At 37.4% G+C, this 22,191-nt stretch carries 21 protein-coding genes; 6 read left to right on the top strand and 15 right to left on the bottom strand.

What is annotated here, in order from left to right; translation table 11 throughout:
* Window positions 1–297: 297 nt before the first annotated feature.
* Complete coding sequence (locus FHY47_RS00215) at window positions 298–732, bottom strand: nucleoside 2-deoxyribosyltransferase (protein ID WP_066101231.1); 435 nt, start codon at window positions 730–732, stop codon at window positions 298–300.
* A gap of 804 nt (window positions 733–1,536) precedes the next feature.
* Between FHY47_RS00215 and FHY47_RS00210 the strand changes: the two genes are divergently transcribed.
* Entirely contained in the window at window positions 1,537–3,165 is a 1,629-nt protein-coding gene (locus tag FHY47_RS00210; RefSeq protein ID WP_175354222.1) for an FAD-binding protein, read from the top strand.
* An 87-nt stretch (window positions 3,166–3,252) separates the two neighbouring features.
* Window positions 3,253–3,708 carry an SRPBCC family protein gene (locus FHY47_RS00205; protein WP_066101234.1) on the top strand — a complete coding sequence of 152 codons (456 nt, stop codon included), beginning with the start codon at window positions 3,253–3,255 and terminating at the stop codon, window positions 3,706–3,708.
* A 189-nt stretch (window positions 3,709–3,897) separates the two neighbouring features.
* On the opposite strand, the gene FHY47_RS00200 is transcribed toward FHY47_RS00205, so the two are convergent.
* Entirely contained in the window at window positions 3,898–4,524 is a 627-nt protein-coding gene (locus tag FHY47_RS00200) for a TetR/AcrR family transcriptional regulator (RefSeq protein WP_066101237.1), read from the bottom strand.
* Window positions 4,525–4,736: 212 nt separating this feature from the next.
* Between FHY47_RS00200 and FHY47_RS00195 the strand changes: the two genes are divergently transcribed.
* Window positions 4,737–5,315, top strand: a complete 579-nt coding sequence (locus FHY47_RS00195) for a hypothetical protein (RefSeq protein WP_139891394.1) — start codon at window positions 4,737–4,739, stop codon at window positions 5,313–5,315.
* Between the two features lie 379 nt (window positions 5,316–5,694).
* Here FHY47_RS00195 and FHY47_RS00190 read toward each other — a convergent pair whose 3' ends face one another.
* The 5 genes from FHY47_RS00190 to FHY47_RS00170 are packed head-to-tail and all read right to left on the bottom strand — an operon-like array spanning window position 5,695 to window position 10,262.
* The gene (locus FHY47_RS00190; RefSeq protein WP_225983666.1) at window positions 5,695–6,465 is read right to left on the bottom strand and encodes an ATP-binding cassette domain-containing protein; all 771 of its coding nucleotides are present in this window, start codon (window positions 6,463–6,465) and stop codon (window positions 5,695–5,697) included.
* Between the two features lie 17 nt (window positions 6,466–6,482).
* Window positions 6,483–7,250, bottom strand: a complete 768-nt coding sequence (locus tag FHY47_RS00185; protein ID WP_066101245.1) for an ABC transporter permease subunit — start codon at window positions 7,248–7,250, stop codon at window positions 6,483–6,485.
* 15 nt (window positions 7,251–7,265) lie between these two features.
* Complete coding sequence (locus FHY47_RS00180) at window positions 7,266–8,240, bottom strand: aliphatic sulfonate ABC transporter substrate-binding protein (RefSeq protein WP_148629481.1); 975 nt, start codon at window positions 8,238–8,240, stop codon at window positions 7,266–7,268.
* A gap of 22 nt (window positions 8,241–8,262) precedes the next feature.
* On the bottom strand, window positions 8,263–9,072 hold the full coding sequence (locus tag FHY47_RS00175) for a VOC family protein (protein WP_066101251.1): 810 nt from the start codon (window positions 9,070–9,072) through the stop codon (window positions 8,263–8,265).
* An 11-nt stretch (window positions 9,073–9,083) separates the two neighbouring features.
* Window positions 9,084–10,262: a M20 metallopeptidase family protein gene (locus tag FHY47_RS00170; protein WP_140461176.1), complete on the bottom strand. Its 1,179-nt coding sequence runs from the start codon at window positions 10,260–10,262 to the stop codon at window positions 9,084–9,086.
* Between the two features lie 240 nt (window positions 10,263–10,502).
* Here FHY47_RS00170 and FHY47_RS00165 point away from each other — a divergent pair, with 240 nt between their 5' ends.
* On the top strand, window positions 10,503–11,771 hold the full coding sequence (locus FHY47_RS00165; RefSeq protein ID WP_066101257.1) for a hypothetical protein: 1,269 nt from the start codon (window positions 10,503–10,505) through the stop codon (window positions 11,769–11,771).
* A gap of 220 nt (window positions 11,772–11,991) precedes the next feature.
* On the opposite strand, the gene FHY47_RS00160 is transcribed toward FHY47_RS00165, so the two are convergent.
* Window positions 11,992–12,507, bottom strand: a complete 516-nt coding sequence (locus FHY47_RS00160) for a CueP family metal-binding protein (protein WP_148629480.1) — start codon at window positions 12,505–12,507, stop codon at window positions 11,992–11,994.
* Between the two features lie 552 nt (window positions 12,508–13,059).
* Here FHY47_RS00160 and FHY47_RS00155 point away from each other — a divergent pair.
* Window positions 13,060–13,635 carry a hypothetical protein gene (locus tag FHY47_RS00155; RefSeq protein WP_139891399.1) on the top strand — a complete coding sequence of 192 codons (576 nt, stop codon included), beginning with the start codon at window positions 13,060–13,062 and terminating at the stop codon, window positions 13,633–13,635.
* 141 nt (window positions 13,636–13,776) lie between these two features.
* Here FHY47_RS00155 and FHY47_RS00150 read toward each other — a convergent pair whose 3' ends face one another.
* The 3 genes from FHY47_RS00150 to FHY47_RS00140 form a co-directional block, all read right to left on the bottom strand.
* Window positions 13,777–15,426 (bottom strand): catalase, encoded by a 1,650-nt coding sequence (locus FHY47_RS00150; RefSeq protein WP_066101268.1) that lies wholly within the window; start codon window positions 15,424–15,426, stop codon window positions 13,777–13,779.
* 558 nt (window positions 15,427–15,984) lie between these two features.
* Window positions 15,985–16,524: a PadR family transcriptional regulator gene (locus tag FHY47_RS00145; RefSeq protein ID WP_066101271.1), complete on the bottom strand. Its 540-nt coding sequence runs from the start codon at window positions 16,522–16,524 to the stop codon at window positions 15,985–15,987.
* A gap of 41 nt (window positions 16,525–16,565) precedes the next feature.
* Window positions 16,566–16,859 carry a hypothetical protein gene (locus FHY47_RS00140; protein ID WP_148629479.1) on the bottom strand — a complete coding sequence of 98 codons (294 nt, stop codon included), beginning with the start codon at window positions 16,857–16,859 and terminating at the stop codon, window positions 16,566–16,568.
* Between FHY47_RS00140 and FHY47_RS00135 the strand changes: the two genes are divergently transcribed.
* Entirely contained in the window at window positions 16,850–18,391 is a 1,542-nt protein-coding gene (locus FHY47_RS00135; RefSeq protein WP_139891400.1) for a multicopper oxidase family protein, read from the top strand. The two genes, FHY47_RS00140 and FHY47_RS00135, sit on opposite strands and share 10 nt — an antisense overlap.
* Before the next feature lie 93 nt (window positions 18,392–18,484).
* On the opposite strand, the gene sdaAA is transcribed toward FHY47_RS00135, so the two are convergent.
* The 4 genes from sdaAA to FHY47_RS00115 all read right to left on the bottom strand — a co-directional run bounded on the left by sdaAA (window position 18,485) and on the right by FHY47_RS00115 (window position 22,189).
* A complete protein-coding gene (gene sdaAA / locus FHY47_RS00130; RefSeq protein ID WP_066101277.1) occupies window positions 18,485–19,390 on the bottom strand; it encodes an L-serine ammonia-lyase, iron-sulfur-dependent, subunit alpha in 906 nt (301 codons plus the stop codon).
* Window positions 19,391–19,423: 33 nt separating this feature from the next.
* Window positions 19,424–20,083: an L-serine ammonia-lyase, iron-sulfur-dependent subunit beta gene (gene sdaAB / locus FHY47_RS00125; RefSeq protein ID WP_066101280.1), complete on the bottom strand. Its 660-nt coding sequence runs from the start codon at window positions 20,081–20,083 to the stop codon at window positions 19,424–19,426.
* Window positions 20,084–20,226: 143 nt separating this feature from the next.
* Complete coding sequence (locus FHY47_RS00120) at window positions 20,227–20,898, bottom strand: helix-turn-helix transcriptional regulator (protein ID WP_066101283.1); 672 nt, start codon at window positions 20,896–20,898, stop codon at window positions 20,227–20,229.
* Window positions 20,899–21,205: 307 nt separating this feature from the next.
* Window positions 21,206–22,189, bottom strand: a complete 984-nt coding sequence (locus FHY47_RS00115; protein WP_140461655.1) for a ring-cleaving dioxygenase — start codon at window positions 22,187–22,189, stop codon at window positions 21,206–21,208.
* Window positions 22,190–22,191 lie beyond the last annotated feature (2 nt).

Genomic DNA, 22,191 nt, shown 5'->3' with positions numbered 1-22,191 from the left:
CCACCCTCTCTCTAAACTTTCCTTCATTTATAATTCATTCATATAAATCTACTTGTAGATTTATTCCCTCTATCTTTTTGAAATTTATTTTTAGGACATCATGTTAATACTCCATATAATCATCTACTACCTGAAAATTAACGATAATGCAGACATAAGTTTCATCTTTTTCTTTCAAATGTCTTGGAAAAATAGAGAATGATATTTTTGCTTCATAAATAAAAAAAGCCAGTCTTAGACCGGCTTTTAATTTAATGATATTCATATTATTAATAGTTTACTACTTAGCAAAAATGCTTATTCTACTTCTCCTTCAAAACGAATCAATGGGCAAGTAGTCCAATCATAGTTCTGCACTTCTTCCCACGTTTTAAAATAAGCTTGCAATGATTCTGTGATCATTAAGTTGCAATATTCTTCTTTCTCGTGGAAGACAAAGATGGGTTTACCAATTGAATAAGCTAACCCAATCTCAAACATTGTCCCAGAATCTGTTTCATCATATATCGCGAAAATGAGATCTGCATCTTTTACATGGTCTACATCATTCTTAAAAACTACATCTCGCCAAGGCTGTGTATTATACACATATTCCTTAAATTGATGCTCTCTTGGACTAAATACGTCAAAGCCCATATTTCGCAGAACTTCTTCTGCTTTGGAAAGTCGCTGTGCCTGATTATCGTTAAACCAACCACTTGCTAAATAAATCTTCTTGCCTTTTAAATTCATGTTGTCCTCCGCAAAACTTATTTTTTAACAGAGGAATTATAGTTGAATATGAATCAAATGACAAGCATTGATCAACTACTAATTCATATATATATATTGGAAAAATCACTCTACTATTCATAGATTGTCCTGAAAAAACTTCTAATCGGCACTGGCTTGGTCGAAGATATGATCAGCTAATTGAGTAATAATTACCGTTGTTCAATGAGTTTTTATTTATTAATAGTAAATAAAACTCGCTATAATATAGTAAATATAAAATAAAAAACTAATTGTAATTAAGAATATAGAACAAATATTTATAAAAGTTGAATGTCCTCTCCTTTTAACTGAACGAGAGATAAGATAGAAAAGAACTTGAATCATCAGCTGTGCACAAAATGTTATAGAGATATAAGTTTTTAATAATCCTTCTCCTGGCAATCCAACATCACTCTATCCGGTTGAAACAGTAAAATTTAAGAGTCCTACCACCATTAAGCATATCAAAATATGTAATAATGTGATAAAAAAGCTACCCCTCTCCTTCAATTTAAAACTCCCCTATTCACCATTTAAACAACTTAGTTCATGTTTATACCACTTACCCTTGTAATATTCTCTCTACCACATAGTCCAAAAGACATATTCCGATGGTTCTATTGTTCTTATCCCACTATTGATAAGGTTGGAGTTTTGCATTCTAGAAACATAATAAATTATTTTTTTCACAAATTAGACAAATAACTTGAAATAATTAGAATTATCGGTGATAATCAATTTATTGATAGTGTCACTATCAAAAATGGCAAAGGGGATGATTTTTTGTCTAGTAAAATACCTACTAATTGGGACAAAGAAGTAGATGTAATCGTTTTAGGGACTGGTGGCGCCGCTTTGACAGCTGCTGTGGCCGCTTCTGAAAGCGGTTCCAAGGTTCTTGTGTTAGAAAAGACCCATCAAATCGGTGGAACAACTGCTTTTTCAGGTGGAGTTCCTTGGATTCCACTTAATCATTATATGAAAGAAAAAGGGTATGAAGATAATCGTGAAGATGCTATTAATTTCATAAAACGCTTAGCACTTGGCCGAGCAGAAGATTCTATGATTGAAACTTTTGTAGATAAAGGACATGAAATCATTAAGTTTTTAGATGATCATACTCCTGTCAAATTTGTTTCTCCAAAATCTTATCCAGAATATTATGCACGTATGGATGAGGCATTAAAACATGGGACACGTTCATTAGACCCTGCTCCATTTGATTTAAATGAAATTGGAGAATGGGGTTCATTAGTCCGTCAAAACCCAATTTTCCCTCCTCTGACATTAGAAGAAGGCGGAGCCGTTGGAGGAATTGACTTCCAGTTAGTGGCTGAGCGTATGCAAAATAATATTGTTACTATGGGTCGCTCATTAGTCGCTTCTTTATTTAAAGCATGCTTGGATCGCGGCGTCGAAACCTTAATCGAAACAGCTGGTAAAGAGCTAATTATGGACGAGGATGGACAAGTAGTCGGAATTGTCGCTGAAACAAAAGATGGAGAAATTTTACGTTTCGCTGCACGCAAAGGAGTAATTCTAGCATCAGGCGGATTTGAATGGAATAAACAATTAGTCAAAGCCTTCTTAAAAGCTGAGTTCACTCATCCAGTTACCCCTCCTGGTAATGAAGGAGACGCACTCTTAATGGCTATGAAGGCTGGCGCTGCACTTGAAAATATGAGTGAAGCATGGTGGTATCCAGCAATGGTGGATCCAACATTTGAATATGAAGATAATGTAATGGCGCAGCTAGGTGGTGGCCGTAATGGTCCAAACTCTATCATCGTGAATAAATACGGACGCCGATTCGTCCATGAAGGAACAACCTATAACGATATGCCAAGAGCCTTCTTTAATTATGATCCAGTAAAAGTAGAGTTTCCAAACAAAGGACCAAACTGGATGATTTTTGACCAACAGCTAAAAGATAGCGAACTCATTATTACTATGGCACCTGGTGATCCTGCACCTGAATGGGTAGATCAAGCTGATACTATTCGCGAGCTAGCTGAAAAAATTGGTGTTGATCCAGACGGTTTGGAAATGGAGATTCAAAAATGGAACGAATATTGTGAGCAAGGTGAAGACCCTGATTTCCACCGCGGTACGATACAGTTTGAAGCCTTAACAAATGGCGGCGGAAGTCCTGAGAAAAACCTAGGCAAAATTGAAAAAGGTCCATTTTACGCATTACCTATCTATTTAGGTGCACTCGGTACGAATGGCGGACCAAAAATCAATGAAAATGGACAAGTTGTTAACTTTAATGGTGAACCAATTAAAGGTTTATACGCTGCCGGAAATGCTTCAGGAAATCCACTTGGCCCAATTTATCCAAGTGCCGGCGGAACAATCGGGCCTGCTATGGTATTTGGCTTCTTAGCTGGACAGCACGCAGCCAATTCATAATAAAAAAACAAAGACTTTCTTAGATAATGACTCATTTGCGTCAATAACCATATAAAACAACCATACAGAAACGGGAAGGTGCAGATCATGCCACAAGGAACACATACAGTTGAAGTACCATTAGATATTCAAACAATTTGGGAATTTGTTCATGACATGAACAAATGGGCTCCACTTGTTCCAGGATATATCGACCATGAAATTTTAAGTGAACGCCAATCTACTTGGGCATTCAAGGGTGACTTAGGGTTTATGAAAAAGACAGTTAAGCTCCAAATCGATATTAAAGAATGGAATGAACCATCCGAAGTAATTTTTGATCTAAAAGGTTTGTCTGATAACTTTAATGGCGGAGGCTATTTCCGTGCCGAAGTCATTGACGAAAAGACAACTAAAATGTCAGGACATCTTGATATCACTGCTGGCGGTATGATGGGTGCAATGGTCAATCAAATACTAACCAAATTTGTTCCACAGACAGCACAGGAACTAACAGATGCAATTGTAGATAAATTACTTGAAATTAATACAGTAAAAAAATAATAGAAGCGATCTACCCATATATAAAGTTCTATTTAGGATTGTTTATCATAAAAAGATAGAAAAAAAGACGTGTAAATTACGCGTCTTTTTTTCTTCTTTCATAGTTTGAAACCATGATGACAATATTTATTGTGCAGTATTTTATAAGAAAAACTAATAAATCATACATCTCAAATAACGGAACCCTTATTACTTCCCTTTTTGTAAGTATGATAGAATTATATCCTTTACTATAATTAAATTTTCCTTTTTAGGAGCAGAGATAAAAACATCCTCTGGTATTAAAGAATATAATGAATATTTCTTTACAGCAGTTCCGAACATATTCATGATCGTACTTATAATCACTTCATTGGTTTGTGAAAGCTGTATGCTTCCATCCTTCTTACCTTCATTAATAATTTTTAAAATGATGCCGCTAATTTTCCCGTAGGCCTTATGTATTTCTTCTAGCAATCCAACTTCAATTTGGATAAATGCAATATAAACTTCGAAAGCTTCCAAAAGTTTTGATGATATGCTATTTTCTTCGTTTATATACATAATATAAGCAGTTAGCACGTCATCCATTTTTTCTATACCCGTTTTGTTAGATTCTATAATTTTCTCAAAAATTGGTACCTGTTGTTCTATGACTTCTTTTATAACTTCAATAATTAAATGCTCTTTTTTCGGAAAATAACGAAATAGAGTTGCCACACCTACACCAGATTCATCTGCAATTTTCTGCATGGTTGTTTTTTCAAAACCATGCTCTGCAAATAATTCTTTAGCAGCTTTAACCATCCTCTTGCGTCTCTCCAATTTTTTATCCATTTCATCACCCACCAAACAATATTATACTACTTTTATTAAAAGAAGGCCGTTAGTAGGTTATATACACTCCATAACACTATGCCATAAAGTGTAATAACAACTAGCTTGAAATGTTTAATTAAATGTTGAAACAAGCAGTTCAGAAATAGTCGAAAGTGATGAGCAAAACATCCCCTAACTGAATAACGTATTTTCAGAAGGAGGAATATAGCTTGAAAAAACTGATTCTTTTTGCTGGTCTTGTTGGTCTGTTGGTTGCTTGTGGTGAAGAAGAGGTAGTTAAGCCGAAGGGAGAACCTAAAGAAGAAGTTCCTGCAGCAGTGGAACCTAAAGAGGAAGCTCCCTCAGTAGAAGAGCCTAAAGAAGAGGCACCTGCAATTGAGGAACCTAAAGAAGAAGCTCCCCCAGCCGTGGAGCCTAAAGAGGAAGCCCCTCCCCCAGTACAAAAGGGGTCCATTGACCCTCAAGTCGCTCTGTCAATCCTTCAAGACGCATACCAAGGAATTGCCAAGGTGGAGTACAACGCAGAATTAAAAGCCTTCCTGATTCTGCCGACCGATCCGAACTTTATTGTGGAAATGGAAATGATTTTAACCGGTAAAATGTCGAAGGACGACTGGAACTATCTGGCTGACTCAATAGCTAAACTTAGTGGTGAACTGGGACCAGAATACCTTGTGTTCCTGCTCAACCCTGCAAATCCAGATAATTATATTCTAATGGCAGAGAACGGAGTCATCAAATACGATGCACTTAATGAGGATGTAAAGAGTCAGGATAAAGCCCTTTAACTCTTTAGGACATAGCAACAGATTACTGCATAGTAATTGGTATACAGTGCTTGAAGATATACCGAATATACACACCAGTTAAGAACCTGTTTTTCTGATATTCCACGTTTTATACTGAATTACCGTGAGTAACCGCAACATATAACTTCTGGTTTAAGTTACTTCACAGATCTTACATGATGATACAAGATAGTAGAAGAAGACCTCTCCAAAAAAATGACCCCCAAAAGTTAGAATCCAACTTTAACTTTTGGGGAGATCCATCAAATAGCAATATAATTTCATTTTTATAAATTCTTTATTGTTCTACATTTTAGTTGTTTGATTATACCGTTTATCTCTTCAAGTTTATTCCCCAAAATAATGACGTGCTTTATTTCTACTCCCCCTGCATAATTCGCTGCAGGACCTTATCCTCCAATAACGTTAACTTATTGTCTGTAAATTGTCGCGGTCTAGGTGCATCGACTTTTACATTCATTGATACATAACCATCCTGTATAAGGATTATCCGGTCTGCCAGACGAATTGCTTCTCTTACGTCATGAGTGACGAGTAAAGCATTAAATCCAGTTCGTTGCCAGAGGGTTTCGATTAAATTTTGCATTTCCATCCTTGTAAATGCATCAAGAGCGCTTAATGGTTCATCCAGCATGAGCAAAGATGGTTCATGAATGAGCGCACGCGCTAAAGCGACACGTTGTTTTTGTCCTCCTGATAATGTAGACGGCCATTGATCCTTGAACGATAATAAGCCAACTGCGTCCAACACTTCCTCTGCTTTTGCTTGCCAATTCCCATCAAGACCGAGCCCTACATTATCAACAACGTTTTTCCATGGCAACAATCTTGAATCCTGGTACATCATCGTCACATTGGCAGTTGATTGATTGGATGCTACTCCATTAAATAGCAGTTCTCCGCTTGTTAAAGTCTCTAGTCCTGCGACAAGTCTTAAAAGCGTACTTTTCCCACTTCCACTTTTCCCAATGATGGCTACAAACTCTCCTTTTTCAATGGTTAGCTGTATATTTTTTAATACCTCTTTGTCACCGAATTGCTTGCTAACATCATTGATTTCAATCTGAATCGCCTGATCATTAACTATTTCTTTCTGACTCTCCCACTTTACAGCTGCCAGCTTACTCACTCTTACCACCTCCTCCTTCATTTGTTGTAGCTTACGTTCCACTTCAGCGCTTTTTTCTCACCTAATTGGGCAATGATATCTGCCAGTTTACCCAGTAACGCATAGATTACAATACTTAATATAATGATATCCGTTTGCATAAATTCCCTTGCATTCGTTGCTAAATAGCCAATTCCTACTTGTGTTGGAATTGTTTCAGCAACGATTAAGGTTAACCACATTACACCGAGAGCATATCGTAAACCAACGAAGATGGAAGGAAGTGCACCAGGCAGAAGAATTTCCTTAAATAATCTCCATCCCTTTAATTTATACATTTTCCCCATTTCAACTAGTCCTGGATCCACATTACGAATGCCGTGGAATGTATTAACATAGACAGGGAACAACACACCTAATACAACCAGAAATATTTTTGCACCTTCGTCAATTCCCAACCAAACAATGACGAGCGGCAATAATGCTAAGTGCGGTATATTGCGTAGCATTTGAATGCTCGTATCTGTTAAACGATAGGAGCGATCTGAAAGGCCATTAAATATACCAAGTGCAAAACCGATTAGTCCGCCAATCACCATCCCAACAACAGCGCGCCCTAAGCTTGCCCCAATATGAGTGACCAATTCACCGCTCGCGAGTAACTCCCAACCACTAATTAATACACTGATAGGGGCAGGAAAAAGGGAAGCATTAACAATTTCTAATCTGGCGACGACTTCCCAGACAATCAGGATGATAACTGGAATAATCCAGGGCTCAATATTCCTAACTATTTTATGATTCATTGTCTTCATTCCTTTTTAGTTGATTGGCATATCTTTAGAAACATCGAGTTCTTTCGGTATCAAACCAATTTCAAAATATTTATCAGCTTGTTTTTGCTGTGTATCCACAATCTCCTGAGTTAATTTCGTTGCTCCGAATGTTCGACGATCCAACTGCTTTTTCACGATCTTTTCGTCAATCCCCAATGCCTTGGACATAATCTTGACTACTTCATCTTTATTTTCATTTGCCCATTGGTCTGATTTATCCGTAGTTTCTAAAATAAGATCAACTAAATCTGAATGCTCTTTCGCAAAGTCTGGCGTTGCATAGTAGAACGTACGATTGGGATATTGATAATCCACGTTTTCTGTAAATGTGATCGTATCTAATTCAACTTCAGCAGCAGCAAAGAATGGGTCATAGGATGCCAAAGCATCCACTTTTTTCGTTTCAAAAATGGATCTTCCCTGCGCAGCATCCTCCGGATATACCCACTCCACATCATCAACCGACAGACCGGCCTTTTCAATTGCCAGTACCGCTAAATAATGATGATTACCACCTTTTAAAACCCCTATCTTTTTTCCTTTTAACTGTTCAATCGAAGTAATCCCTGATTCCTTTAAAACCATCAATCCAACACCTTCAGGATTTGGTGTATCTGCCCCTACATATACAAGTGGTTTACCGGAGGCTTGAGCAAAGATTCCGGATCCGTCAGCAGCGTGTCCATAGTCAATGGCACCGGCATATAATCCTTCTAACAATGTTCCGCCATGTGTAAACATTTCCCATTTCACTTTGTACCCTTTTTCTTTCAAGGTATCTTCCAGATAGCCAGATTCTTTTAAAATATGTAGTGTATTCCCTTTTTGATAGCCAATCGTAATCTCTTTATCTCCATTTTTTGAAGCGTTACTTGAACTTTCTTTTCCGCATCCAGTGATGAATAATACACCAACCAGTAATAGAATTCCGATTAAGTAGTTTGATGTACGCTTTTTCATAGGTCCCCACCCTTATCTTCATTTATTTTGAAAATCTATAGATTGCTTTTGAAATTTGGACCTCTTCATCCTGTCCGGCACCGCTAAATTGGACTAAAAATGGCTTTTCTCCTCTTTTATTTAAAATGTCGGATACACGGCCTTCTCCATTCGGGCTAAATAAAACAATATCTCCACCCATTACATGCAGCCTTTTTCCAGTAGCATTCAATGAAGAATCGATAAAGGTTTCTCCTTCCTGCAAATCTAAATATTCAGCCCATTTTTTCGCTGTTTCATCATGCTTTTGAACAGCAAATCCTACGTATGATAAATGAATGTCACCTTTTTCATGCTTTGCGATGACAGATCGATCTTTTAAATCCTGTTTGCGTTCTTCGTCTTTTTGATCCCATTCAATAAAGAATGGTAAATCTAGTTTTGCTCCCTGTTTCCCTGCGTATAATAGCTTCCAGCTGACCACACTTCCATCGGGTCTTTTTCGACTCATCGGGTGCGGCCCATATACATCCAATCCATGTTGACGAAACCTCTCCGCAACACTTTCTAAATCATTGGAACGCAGCGCGATCCTTGATAATCCTTCTACGAATTGATCGTTCTTCAATGTTTCCCTTAAGCTATATTTCATACCAGAGGAGGACACTACTGCCTCTTTGTCATAAACACCGATCAATTCTATGTAACTTAAATCAAAATAACTAAGAGAATTATATGTACCTAAACTCTCATGCTTACCGCCTTCAACAGCGTGTAAGCCAACATCGCGAAACTGCTCTATTGCCTCTACTGGGCTATTAACAAAGTGAACAAGATGGTCAAATTGAAACATAAATCTTCCCCCTAGTCTGTTACTAAATAATGATTAGCTAATTGTAGAAAAATACGGCTTAACTGCAGCAATGCCTTTTCATCAAAATCAAATCGCGGATGATGGTGAGGGAACTGTGTTTCTGCCTGTTCATTATGTGCTCCAACATGGAAGTATGCCCCTGGTCTCTCTTCCAGATAATAAGCAAAATCCTCAGCTCCAAGGACGATGTCTTTTTCAACAAAGGCATCCAAAGAAATCGTTTCTTTTACTAATTTTTCAATTAATAAGGCTTCCTCTTTATGATTGACCAGGACTGGATATCCGTGGATATACTCTAATGAATACTCAATTCTATCAGCAACCTTCATCCCATCCAGAATAGCACGAATTTCGGACTCGATTTGTTGGCGAACATTCGAGTTCATAGCGCGAACAGTTCCTTCCAAAATGGCCGAATCTGCAATAATATTAAAGGCGTTTCCGGCATGGAAGCTTCCAACCGTTACAACAGCCGGTTCAACTGGATCAACACGGCGGCTGACTATCTCCTGCAGATGAGTAACCAACCTGCTCCCAATTGCTACAGTATCAATGGTTTGATGCGGTCTTGCACCATGTCCTCCTATCCCCTGCAAGGTGATTTTAAATGCGTCAACAGATGCCATGACAGGACCCGGTCTTGTTGCAATCTTCCCCACAGGCAAATCAGTCGCAAGATGCCCACCAAAGATGAAATCCACACCGTCCAAAGCACCCTCTTCTATCATAAATTTTGCACCGCCTGGTGGCTTCTCCTCCGCATGTTGAAATAATAAAACTACTTTCCCCTTTAATTGATTGCGATGATTGTTTAATACTTTCGCTACCGCAAGTAAAGCCGATGTATGTCCATCGTGACCGCAAGCGTGCATGACTCCGTCAACACTTGATTTATACTTAACGTTCTTTTCATCATGGATTGGTAAAGCATCAAAATCAGCTCGGAAAGCAATGGTTTTTCCCGGATGATTGCCCTCAATAACACCGATCACTCCATTTCCTCCAACCTGCTCCTTCACGTTGATTCCAAAGCTTCGCAGCTTATCTGCAATGAATTTAGCAGTGTTTGACTCTTGAAATGACAATTCCGGATTTTGATGTAAATATCTCCTCCAGGAAACCATTTCCTCAAAATCTTTACTTAATTGGTCATAAAATCGTTCTGTCATTTGAACACCTCAAATACTGCTTAATTTTTTTAAATCCGAGCTATCAAATTAATGATTAAGAATAATCTTACAATTTATCCAAACATCACGTCAATAGTTAATTCCAACTAATTAGCTATGTTTTGTATGGATTATTGTTATTACTAATAATCGAAGAATTAATAATTTATAACCTAAAGCTCACTCTTCTGTATAATTAAGGTAATATGCGTTCTGATTATAAAGGGGTAGGTGCAAAATATGAATATAAAAATAAACGAATTAATTGATTCTACCAGAGCTAAATTTGGTTTGGATAATTATTATTTGAAACGACATTCATTATCTCGCAAGTTAAATATCTTAAATGAGACGGTATATTTTCTTGAAATGGAGTGGTTTCCTAATCATGTGGAGGAACAAGAGGAAGAAGAACTTAACCCTGAGGGCACAGCAGTTATTGAATTAGATATTAATAGCCTAAGATATGAGAGAGTAATTTTTGTAGGCGACATTTCTTATGCAAACGGCTTTAGATTTACTGAAGTTAATAGAGACACCGTTGTAAACTGGATTGAACAAGAAACTGGTTTGTCATATGGGAAGCACTTTAAATTGCATAAAGAAGAAAATGGGGAATTTAACTTTGAAGCATGCTTTGAAGATATATATTTTTCTCCCTCGGGTCATATTAAAGTGATTGTAGATCATAATGGTAACCTCACCCTCTACTCTAAACATGGTCTATTTCCACCCAATGAAATGATAAAGAAAGAAGTATACACACTATCTCTTGAATCAATAGAACACCTTGCATGGAAACAATTAAAGTTACTCAATTTTCCATCCTTTGAATCGGAACAACTCATCCCCGTTTATGGCGTGGAGGAAATTTATGTTACAAATGAACAGAAATCTGTAATCCCATTAGATTTCAACAAAGATATGAGACCCTTAGAAATAAATAAACCTATATATTGGGATGAACCCAACCTTAAACCATTTGAAAGACAGGAACTTAAATTGAGTTGGGATGTAACAATCGAGCAAGCAATATCCAATGAGCAGAGCCCGGATTCATTCCCAATTAGTAAAGCTGAGGAAGAAAAATGTATAGTAGGGGTCACTGAATTTTTGCGCCAGGTATACTCAAATGAAACAGGAAATTGGACACTGAAAACTCTACACCGTGATCAAGGATACATCCACGCAATATTACGATTAAATCAAGAAGACACTAAATGTGTTTTTCATAGAAAGCTTATGATTATTTTTGATGCGAAGAGTTTGCAAGCTATTAATTACATGGATAATCAGCCTTTTATTGATCAATTTGGTCATTTTTCTTGCTCAGAAGAAGTTTTGGTCAATAAAAACGAAGCTTATCAAAAAATTAAAGATCATTTTGAGCTGACACCTCGTTATGTCTTTGATTCTCAGCAAAATAAATATATATTATGCGGACTATTAGATTGTCATTATGGAGTACGCGCCTCGAGCGGGGATATTATCTCGTTAAATGATTTGTAAGCACAGTAACCAAATAGATAAATCATTGATATAAAAAATCCGCCCATCGTTTAAATTGGCGGATTTTACTTTTGCTTATGGGGTGGAATCTTTGTAGATTTTTTTTGAATTTTTGTTGTAATTCCCAATTTATTTCCTTTAGTTCACTCTCTACTTTTATATTTGTATAGATAAAAAAATCAGCGGATAGTTAATCTCAAACATATTTCTGAATAGACACCTATATTAATTGCATTGTAGTAATGCAGGTATTGTCGTCCTTAAAGGTAGAAATCGTCGTTTCAGATGTTTTTTCTCCATAGTTAATTCTTACCTGATATGTTTTCTCCCGTGGTAACCATATATCTATAAACCCATTTTCCAAGGAAGTCATGGTTTCATCAACAATGACCTTGCCATCTTCATCTTGAATATATACATTGAAATCCTTATTAACCAGTTCCCCCTGGCAGCCTGTTAAACTGTGGATTTCACATGGATGAGTCTCTTTAACATAGGGTGCAATGGAAACAAAAAACTCTTCCGCAGGAAGATCATAAGACTTCTCCTTATCATCCTTCACAATTAACTTATGTGATGTAATGGACGCAGAGACATTATCAAAACTCCCCGTACTATAATCTTGAACCATTTCCCTTATATCCTGTCCTTCTTCTTTACTTTCCTCTTCCGAATTACATCCCATCAACAAAAAAATGGACCATAAACTGATCATGATAAATAAAGCTTTTTTCATCTTTTCAACTCCTGTACACTAATTCTATACAGGAATATTTTAACATACTAATAGATTTATATTTCTGTAATTGTTAACATTTATAGTCATTTAAAAAATGAAAGAGCCCTCACAAGGTTTTGCAAGCCAGCGTATACCAACAATTCTTTTACAATTTTATAATGCTATCTATTTTAGTTAAATATTTTCCAAAATATTGATTGATTTTCGTAGATTCTCTTTATCTTTGATTTCTCAGATGTCACAATATTACATATATTAACAAATAAGAATACAAATCTTAGCAATCTTGCTCTGCTAGACTGTACTCCTTGAGGATCTTACATAAGTTTGCCAATCAATTTAAAATACATACTACATCACTAAAAAAGTCATTCCTTCCTATCCCATGAAATGACGTTTATTTAGGTTAGTTTTTAGCTTTTTAAAGATGAGCTAGAGATAAACACCTCAGTAGTTTTAATTTGTTGCCAAACACATGTTCAATATTTTCTATGATTAGCACGCTGGAAAAAGGGATAAACGAACAAATTACAAAGGAGTGGAAGGCTAATGAAAAGAGCGATGATTAAAACTGGGCAAGGAAATTCTGTTAGTGGAAAACTGGCTGAAGAGATCAGTTATGAAGATCTAGTAAGCTATGGGAAAAGAGCTAAGCAAACATATTTTCATTTTGAGGAAGTACCCGATTTTCCCTTTCCAGGATTATCACCTACCCTGTATCCAATCTGGGAAGAAGGTGAAGGAGACGGTTGTTTAGTACTCTATGCTGATTATAATTTCCTTCCGCAAGCTGCCCTCTATTTAAGCGTCAATATTGATTATTTAATGGAGGAAATGGAAAAAGTGGCAGAACAAGCTAATAATGATGCTGGTCACCAAATGTTTGAAATCGCTTATGCTGCAGAAGAAGATTATGATTATATGATTTCAACAGGGGTGGCTATAGATCCCGAAGAGGCCAGTAATCTCAATGATTATCTAGAATTTATCAGCCTCACTTATATTTATCCTCTATTTGTATCTTCTTTGCGTTTTGCTGCATTGAGACATCAGGAAGACTTGAAGCAATTGATTGAAGATATGAACGAAATCATGTATGAAGATTCTGAAAACCAAAGTTCCTAATTATCATATTGGGAAGGCGATTTAATAAAGGGAATCCTCTCTTTCTATCATTTATCTCTAACTACTTCTATTGCTTCAATAACAAATCGTCATTAAAAAACTGCCAGTCAAATTGACTGGCAGTTTCTTTTAGTCCATCTATTAATATGGATCAGCCTCATGGCTTTTCTTCACAGCATCTTTTGTTGCTTCCATTGCTGCTGCCGTACCTTGACCGAATCTGGATTTACCTGCTTCACGGCCTGGTACTGCAGATTCTTCCTTCATTTCTGCTAATTCTTTCATTTTCATTTCGATGCCTTCTCTTACACGGCGTCCATATTCTTCATCTGCTTGAGTGAAGTATTCCACCATGGCATCTTGAATACGTTTATCACAAATTGCAAGAGCATTGGATAGGTTGTTAATTAACTCATCACGTTCCCAATCCTCAAAGCTGCGATATGTTTCACCTGCTTGACCAAAGTTGTTAGGACGGTCAATTGGTTCACTCATGACTGCAGCATTGTATGTTGGACGGTGTTGCGGACGTTCTTCTTTACTTGCTTCCTGGAATCCGCCAACCATAGATGGCTCATAGTTAATATGCGGATTATCTCCGGATTCTTTTGGATCGCGAACATCCATTTGGCCGCGATGCTGATTAGTGCGAACTGGCACTTTTGGTGCATTCACTGGCAATTTAAGATAGTTCGGTCCTACACGATAACGTTGTGTATCAGAGTAGGAGAATGTACGTCCTTGCAGCATTTTATCGTCTGAGAAATCCATACCATCAACAAGAACTCCAGTACCGAAGGCAGCTTGTTCAATTTCAGCATGATAATCGACCGGATTACGATCTAATACCATTTTACCAACTGGCAACCATGGGAATTTGTCCTCTGGCCATAGTTTAGTATCATCAAGAGGATCAAAATCAAGTTCAGGATGATAATCATCCTCCATAATTTGTACATATAACTCCCATTCAGGGTATTCTCCACGTTCAATCGCTTCATATAAATCCTGTGTTGCATGGGCAGTTGTTTTAGCCTGGATAGAATCTGCATCTTCTTGTGTCAAGTTACGAATTCCTTGTTTTGGCTCCCAGTGATATTTAACCAACACTGCTTCGCCTTTATCATTTACCCATTTATACGTATTTACACCAGATCCCTGCATGTGGCGGTATGTTGCTGGAATACCCCATGGAGAGAATAGGAATGTAATCATATGTGTTGCTTCAGGTGTGCGGGAAACAAAATCAAACATCCTTCTAGGATCTGCCACGTTTGAAGCTGGATCCACTTTAAATGCATGAATCATATCAGGGAATTTCATTGCATCACGGATAAAGAAAATTTTAAGGTTGTTCCCAACCAAATCCCAGTTACCGTCTTCTGTATACATTTTAACAGCAAATCCACGTGGATCACGTGCTGTTTCAGATGAATCTTTTGCACCTGCCACTGTAGAGAAACGAACCATTAATGGGGTACGTTTTCCAGCACCGGAAAATACTTTTGCACGAGTATATTTTTCTACTGGCTCATCGCCAACTTTTCCATATGTTTCGAAATATCCAAATGCTCCTGCACCACGAGCATGAACGACACGCTCAGGTACTTCCTCACGGTCAAAGTGGGAAATCTTTTCAATAAAGTGATAGTTCTCAAGTGTTGCAGGTCCACGATTTCCGACTGTGCGGATATTTTGGTTATCCGTTACTGGATGGCCCTGACGAGTTGTCAAAGTCTCGCGTTTCATTTCTTCTTTCTTTGAACCATTATGATCTTTGTTCTCTGCCATACTGAAAACCTCCTCTTTTAATAGCTCTCCTTATAACCCCTGTATGATGAATATACAGTATTAAGGAGTACCATCTTTGGAATTAATTTCAATCTATAATAATTATAAACAACTTCTATTATTACTATAAATTACAGGTTAAAAAGATTGCAAATGATATGGTATTTCTAAGTTTTAAACCTCTTTTTTCAAAAAAAATACATGAAATTTATCCTATATTTCTACCAGAATTTTTAATAACAGCAGTTATCTAATGTTGTATGGTGAATGATAATTCTGTGAAGTAGATAAAAGAACCATAAATATATGTACCTTTATAAATGAGAAAATCTTTGTGTCCAATTCTAGTAGAAATAAAATATAGGAGTTTATTGGTGAGAAGCTGACCAATCTATATTTCATTTTTATAGAACACCTCTCCTTCTAGATAGGTATCGCCAACACTTTATTAGGCAGCATATAAAAGGCACCACAATTGTTAGTAGACTCTAACATTTGTGGTGCCTTAAAATCTCCAAATCTTTTGTAATTTTTCAAAAAAATATAGTTCCTGTTAATTTATATTTTCCTCTGTTTGATCTGTTTGATTAACTCTTCCAACCAGTAAATAGTATGATCTACTCTAGCAGTCACATACTCCCCTATAAACTCTACAAGGTTCTTGTTTTCCTCGTCTACTTCAACCTTTTTTTCAAAATCTTTAATATGCATCCATTGAGCACGGATATGCTCTGATTTCTTGTTAAGAATAGTTAGAACCCGATCACGATCGACATACCTGATATTAGCAATACCTACTACCATATCACTGATATCCTCGGCATTTTCCAACAGTTTGTATATTTTCTTAGGAAGCTCTTCACGTCCCTTATCCGTAATCGCAAAAACTTGTTTATCTGGACGATGTTCCTCTTTTATAACTTCAACTTGTTCAACCAATCCCTGTTTAGCCAACGATTCAAAGTGATAGTACAGTTTGCTTTCTGTTAATCCACCTAATTGATCCAATGGAATTGGCTCTGAAAGCTGCTTTTTTAATTTATAAGGATAATTATTATCCTCCATTAGTTTGCTTAATATAAAGATTTGGATAGCCATTTCTAAGCTCCTTCAGCATAATTATCTTTATTTTAGCAAAATTAAGCAGGCATTTCAGCAGTCTTCTCATTTTCGGTTTCATTTATTGCTTCATCATTCTCAACTGGAACTGATTTGTGGAAGGTACTCAAATAAATAGATTCAGGGAACTTCAGCCAGTCTGTTGTTCCCTTTTTTATTGCTAAAAATTTTAATGCATTTTCTTTAAACAATCGCCGCTCCGCTATTCTCACTAATTTATCTCTCTTTACTAGTCCAAATGACCACTTCAAACCATCCTGTTCATCATAGTCTAATGTATATTGTGAAAAAGGAGACCGACAACATGAGTCCAAAACTGGAAAAGTTCGTGGATCCACTCCAAATTATGAAAACCCTGAATCCCAAGGAGAATGGTCGAGGCGGAACATATTATGAAGTAAGAATGCAGGAGTTTCAACAAAAGCTACACCGAGATTTACCGCCAACTCGCTTATGGGGTTATAACAGCCAATATCCCGGGCCTACTATAGAAGCCAAGCAGGGGGAGGTTGTAAAGGTTAAATGGAAGAATAATCTTCCTGACAAGCATTTTCTCCCTGTCGATAAAACATTCCATCATCTAGAACATATGCCGGAGGTTCGAACAGTTACACATTTACATGGCAGCGAAACCCGTCCCGATAGTGATGGATACCCGGATGCCTGGTTTACAAATAATTTCAAGGAAGTTGGCGAAGCTTTCACAAGAAAAGTATATGAATATCCAAACAATCAGCGTGGAGCTACCCTCTGGTATCATGATCACGCCATGGGCATTACCAGACTGAATGTATATGCTGGTCTTGCCGGAATGTATATTATTCGGGATGAACAGGAAAAATCGCTGAAACTGCCAAGCGGTTCTTTTGAAATTCCCCTATTGATACAGGACCGGACATTCAACGATGACGGCTCTTTATTTTATCCAAGCCAGCCGGATAATCCCGCAGAAGGTTTACCAAACCCTTCCATCAGACCGTTCTTTCTTGGAGATACTATTCTTGTAAATGGGAAGGTATGGCCGTTTTTAGAAGTGGAGCCACGCAAATATCGTTTTCGTATTTTGAATGGTTCGAATACACGCGGTTACCAAATGGAACTTGATTCCGGACAATCTTTTTATCAAATTGGATCTGATGGCGGTTTATTGCCAAAAACAGTAATGATGGACAGCATTCTAATTGAACCTGCAGAAAGAATGGATGTCATCGTCGATTTTAGCCAATATGAAGGCAAAACCATCACGCTAAAAAATAATCTTGGACCTAATACAGACCCAGCTGATCAAACAGGTGATATCCTTCAATTCAGGGTAAATCAGCCACTTTCCAGCCAGGACAATAGCCATATTCCCAACAGATTATCCTATGTACCCTCTTTAAAACACAACAATATATCGGCCATTCGCAACCTCAAATTAGTAAGTACAACCGACCAATACAGCCGTACTCTGCTTTTACTCGATAATAAAATGTGGATGGATCCAGTGACAGAAAAACCACGATTAGATACGACTGAGATTTGGAGCTTAATGAATCTTACAAACGTTACTCATCCAATTCATATCCATTTAATCCAATTCCAAATACTCGATCGCCGGCCATTTGATTTGGATCGTTATAACGAGGATCGAACCATTATCTTTACTGGACCTGCACAGCCTCCAAAGCCAAATGAATACGGTTGGAAAGACACAGTTGCTGTCCCTCCTGGAGAGATTACCCGCTTGATCATGCGCTTCTCTCCATATAGCGGCTCGTATGTTTGGCATTGTCACGTTCTGGAACATGAAGATTATGACATGATGAGGCCTTACATGATTATAGATCCACATAAAGAAGATTAATGGATTCCTTCCCATTTAATTTCAGGACCACACTCACAACCATTTAAAAAGCGCCTGCCTGCATCTTAACTTGATGCGGACAGACGCTTCTTATTATTTTGCCAACAAGTAATCTACTAATTTAGCTTTTGGTTTTCCGAAGATTTCTTCTTCCAATCTGCGGCCTGTTGGAGTGGCTGCAAGTCCGCCTTCTGCTGTTTCCCGTAATGCAGATGGCATGGACTTTCCGATTTCATACATCGCACTGATTACTTCATCACATGGGATACGGCTTGTTACCCCTGCCAACGCCATGTCAGCTGCTGTTATTGCATTTGAAGCTCCCATCGCATTTCGTTTAACACACGGAACTTCCACAAGCCCGGCGACTGGGTCACATACAAGCCCAAGCATATTTTTCATAGTAATTGCAAAAGCTTCTGCGGATTGCTGCGGTGTTCCACCAGCCATCTCCACTATGGCAGCTGCCGCCATGGCACTAGCTGATCCAACTTCTGCCTGGCAACCCCCAGCTGCACCAGAGATGGATGCATTATTTGCTACTACAAAACCGAACGCTGCTGTCGTAAATAAGAATTCAATCATTTCCATTCTAGTCGGATTCAACTGTTCTTTAACGGCAAATAATGTACCAGGAACAACGCCGGCTGAACCTGCTGTTGGTGTGGCACAAATAACTCCCATTGCTGCATTTACTTCATTGGTTGCCACTGCTTTGCTGACAGCATCTAATAAAAGTTTACCAGATAGAGATTTACCTGAATTAATATAGTTTTGTAATAACACCGCATCTCCTCCGGTTAATCCCGAATGAGATTTAACACCATTAAGACCTCTCTCTACCGCCCGTTCCATAACTGCGAGGTTCTCATCCATTTGAGCAATAATATCTTCTCTTGATCGCTCGGACACTTCCATTTCCTGCCTAATCATAATTTCGGAAATTTTAACATTATTGGATTGTGCCAGCTCTACAAGCTCGGCCACATTTCGAAACATATTCTTTCCTCCTCTTGCTGTCAGTATTTAATTTTACATACGGATTACATGGTTTACGTTTGGCAATGAACTAAGCTCTTCTATGATTTCTTCTCCGAGCTTTTGATCCATTTCAATTACCATAATTGCGATGTCTCCCCGTTCTTTACGCGAAACCTCCATATGGCTGATATTAATCTCATTTTTAGCTAATACACTTGTAACGGATGATATCAGCCCAAATTGATCCCTGTGAATAACCAATATAGCTGGCTGCCCACCTGACAGCTTTAATTTAAACGAATTTATTTCAGTTATCTCAATCGTTCCACCACCAATGGAAATGCCGACTAATTCTAACTTTTTATCTCCATCATCAAACAAATTTATTTTAACCGTATTAGGATGTTCAACTACAGCCTCTTCAACCAGAAATTGAACTTCCATTCCTGCCTGTTCAGCGAATTTATATGCATCTGGAATACGCTCATCAAAGGTATCAAAATCCAGTAAACCAGCAATTAAGGCTAAGTCTGTTCCATGACCTTTATAGGTTTTTGCAAAAGAACCGTATAACGAAATGATTGCTCGCTTTGGTTGTTTGCTAAATATAGTTCTGGCTGCTCTTCCTATTTTGGCAGCTCCTGCTGTATGTGAACTGGATGGGCCAATCATAACCGGACCAATTATATCAAATGCTGATCGATACTTCATTATGTTTTTCTCCTTTTTTCAATCTGCTTTTTAGATAGCTTACTTTTCTTCAGATACTTCCAGCCAAAGCCCCATCGCTTTCATTCTATTAGAAGCTTAGCTAAATAGTGCAAAAATCCTTAATCGACAAGTAATAGATTCCTTTATTTCACCTGATATTCTAATTGGTAATCTATTTGTGTGCGTATTTTTTGCAAATAATTATAGATTGTAAACTTCGATACTCCTAAAACGGATGCTAAATAGTCTGTTGAACCTTTAATTAGGAAAGCACCTTTTTCCTGTAATAATCTTACACATTCTATTTTCTCTTCTAGACTCAACATGGATGGCGGTTTCTTAAAACCGGATAAAACTTGATCAACCATATCTTGAATGACTTCCTGTACGGTCGAATAAAAGTTTTCAGACTTCTCTTCTGTTTCAGTAAAAGAAATGAAATCCTGAATTTCTGCCTCGTATTGAATCATCATTGAAATATCATAATTAATGCAAATAGCCCCAATAACATGATTTTCCACATCCCGCAGAAAAATGGTCGATGATTTCATTGTGATTCCATTTATCAATCTGGTTTTATAGTTTGGAATATCCTCTATGTCAGATACAGGTTTAGTCAATTCGTTTAATACTAAATCCGTACATGGACTACCTATTTCTCTTCCTGTAACATTGCCGGCTAAATAGACAAGAGATTTTTTTAAATCTGCAAAATCATGTACCGCCACTTCACAGCGCGGCCCAAACATTTTAACAATCATATCTGCTGTGCGTATCGCCATATTAAAAATCGGTGCATTCGGATCTATCGCCATACTCTCACTCCCTAAACGCAAACGGTTTCAAATCATTCTAAAATAAATAAAATTTAATCAAAAATGGCTTTATTTGTTAACTCAGATATCATAACATGAATTTGGTATAATTTAAATAAAATTGTAATAGTTACAAAAATATTGTAACAATTTTCAAATAATCTATCTTCCTTATATAGAAAACTAGATTCACTATTAAAGATAAAAGGGCTAATCGAAATTTACGATTAGCCCTGAAATAGTATCTTAGTTTTCAATCTCATCTTAGTTGCTTATAATGAATTGCCGATTATGTTGTTCTTACTCTTTACAAGTATTCTTTTTCAAACGTTAAGGTACTGCGAACCGTATTAATGGATCGAACTATACTTTCAATTTGTTCTCGTTTTTCTTCTAAAAATGGCGGCAAGGATAATTTTTCTCCAAGAGTTTCGTATGGTTCATCCTCCATAAATCCAGGACCGTCCGTTGCAAATTCAAATAAAATATGCGGTGCCAATCTTGCATAGAGTGAACCAAAATAATAACGTTCTACATAACCTGAATTGGGTATATTAAATGCCTGCAAACGTTTTTGCCAATCCTTCAGCTCTGAGCGGTCATTCACGCGAAATGCCACATGGTGAACTGTACCAAAGCCTTGCTGTGCCTGTGGAAGAGTTGTATTGTGTTCTACAATAACCTGTGCTCCATTGCCTCCTTCGCCCATTTCAAACAAATGATAAGATTCATGGCTGTCTAACACTCTAAACAACAAAACCTCTTCCATAAGTTTTTTTAAATAATCGAAATTAGAGGTACGAATAAATATTGGACCCAATCCTGTAATAGCATATTCCAATGGGACAGGCCCCTTTTGCCAAGGCGTTCCGGAAGCTACTCCCTCATTACTCTGATCAGAAATTAGTTGATATGACTGATCATCAAAATCAGTAAAGGACACTGTTTTTTTGCCGAACCATTCTTGAATTCCTGTATGTTTAACTTCGTATTTATCAAACCGTTTAATCCAATAGTCTAGAGCTGCGTCACTTGGAACTCGGAAAGATGTTTTCGAAATTTCATTGTTCCCGTGAATTCCCTTTGAAATACTAGGGAAATCAAAGAAAGTCATATCTGTACCCGGGGAGCCGACATCATCTGAAAAAAATAAATGATACGTTTTAATATCATCCTGGTTGACGGTTTTCTTCACTAAGCGTATACCAAGAACCCCTGTAAAGAATTCATAAATTTTTTCTGCACTGCTCGTAATCGCAGTCACATGGTGCAATCCTTTTAATTCATTCAATA

The organism is Bacillus sp. E214 (assembly GCF_008087365.1).
Lineage (GTDB): Bacteria > Bacillota > Bacilli > Bacillales > Pradoshiaceae > Pradoshia.
The sequence above is the reverse complement of the archived record's forward strand: the minus strand, read 5'-3'. Positions and strand labels throughout refer to the sequence as shown.

Bases quoted from the DNA above. Each gene is read 5' to 3' on its own strand.
- FHY47_RS00215 (WP_066101231.1), bottom strand. From the start codon at position 732: ATGAATTTAAAAGGCAAGAAGATTTATTTAGCAAGTGGTTGGTTTAAC.
- FHY47_RS00205 (WP_066101234.1), top strand. From the start codon at position 3,253: ATGCCACAAGGAACACATACAGTTGAAGTACCATTAGATATTCAAACA.
- FHY47_RS00200 (WP_066101237.1), bottom strand. From the start codon at position 4,524: ATGGATAAAAAATTGGAGAGACGCAAGAGGATGGTTAAAGCTGCTAAA.
- FHY47_RS00185 (WP_066101245.1), bottom strand. From the start codon at position 7,250: ATGAATCATAAAATAGTTAGGAATATTGAGCCCTGGATTATTCCAGTT.
- FHY47_RS00180 (WP_148629481.1), bottom strand. From the start codon at position 8,240: ATGAAAAAGCGTACATCAAACTACTTAATCGGAATTCTATTACTGGTT.
- FHY47_RS00175 (WP_066101251.1), bottom strand. From the start codon at position 9,072: ATGTTTCAATTTGACCATCTTGTTCACTTTGTTAATAGCCCAGTAGAG.
- FHY47_RS00170 (WP_140461176.1), bottom strand. From the start codon at position 10,262: ATGACAGAACGATTTTATGACCAATTAAGTAAAGATTTTGAGGAAATG.
- FHY47_RS00165 (WP_066101257.1), top strand. From the start codon at position 10,503: ATGAATATAAAAATAAACGAATTAATTGATTCTACCAGAGCTAAATTT.
- FHY47_RS00160 (WP_148629480.1), bottom strand. From the start codon at position 12,507: ATGAAAAAAGCTTTATTTATCATGATCAGTTTATGGTCCATTTTTTTG.
- FHY47_RS00155 (WP_139891399.1), top strand. From the start codon at position 13,060: ATGAAAAGAGCGATGATTAAAACTGGGCAAGGAAATTCTGTTAGTGGA.
- FHY47_RS00150 (WP_066101268.1), bottom strand. From the start codon at position 15,426: ATGGCAGAGAACAAAGATCATAATGGTTCAAAGAAAGAAGAAATGAAA.
- FHY47_RS00145 (WP_066101271.1), bottom strand. From the start codon at position 16,524: ATGGCTATCCAAATCTTTATATTAAGCAAACTAATGGAGGATAATAAT.
- FHY47_RS00135 (WP_139891400.1), top strand. From the start codon at position 16,850: ATGAGTCCAAAACTGGAAAAGTTCGTGGATCCACTCCAAATTATGAAA.
- sdaAA (WP_066101277.1), bottom strand. From the start codon at position 19,390: ATGTTTCGAAATGTGGCCGAGCTTGTAGAGCTGGCACAATCCAATAAT.
- sdaAB (WP_066101280.1), bottom strand. From the start codon at position 20,083: ATGAAGTATCGATCAGCATTTGATATAATTGGTCCGGTTATGATTGGC.
- FHY47_RS00120 (WP_066101283.1), bottom strand. From the start codon at position 20,898: ATGGCGATAGATCCGAATGCACCGATTTTTAATATGGCGATACGCACA.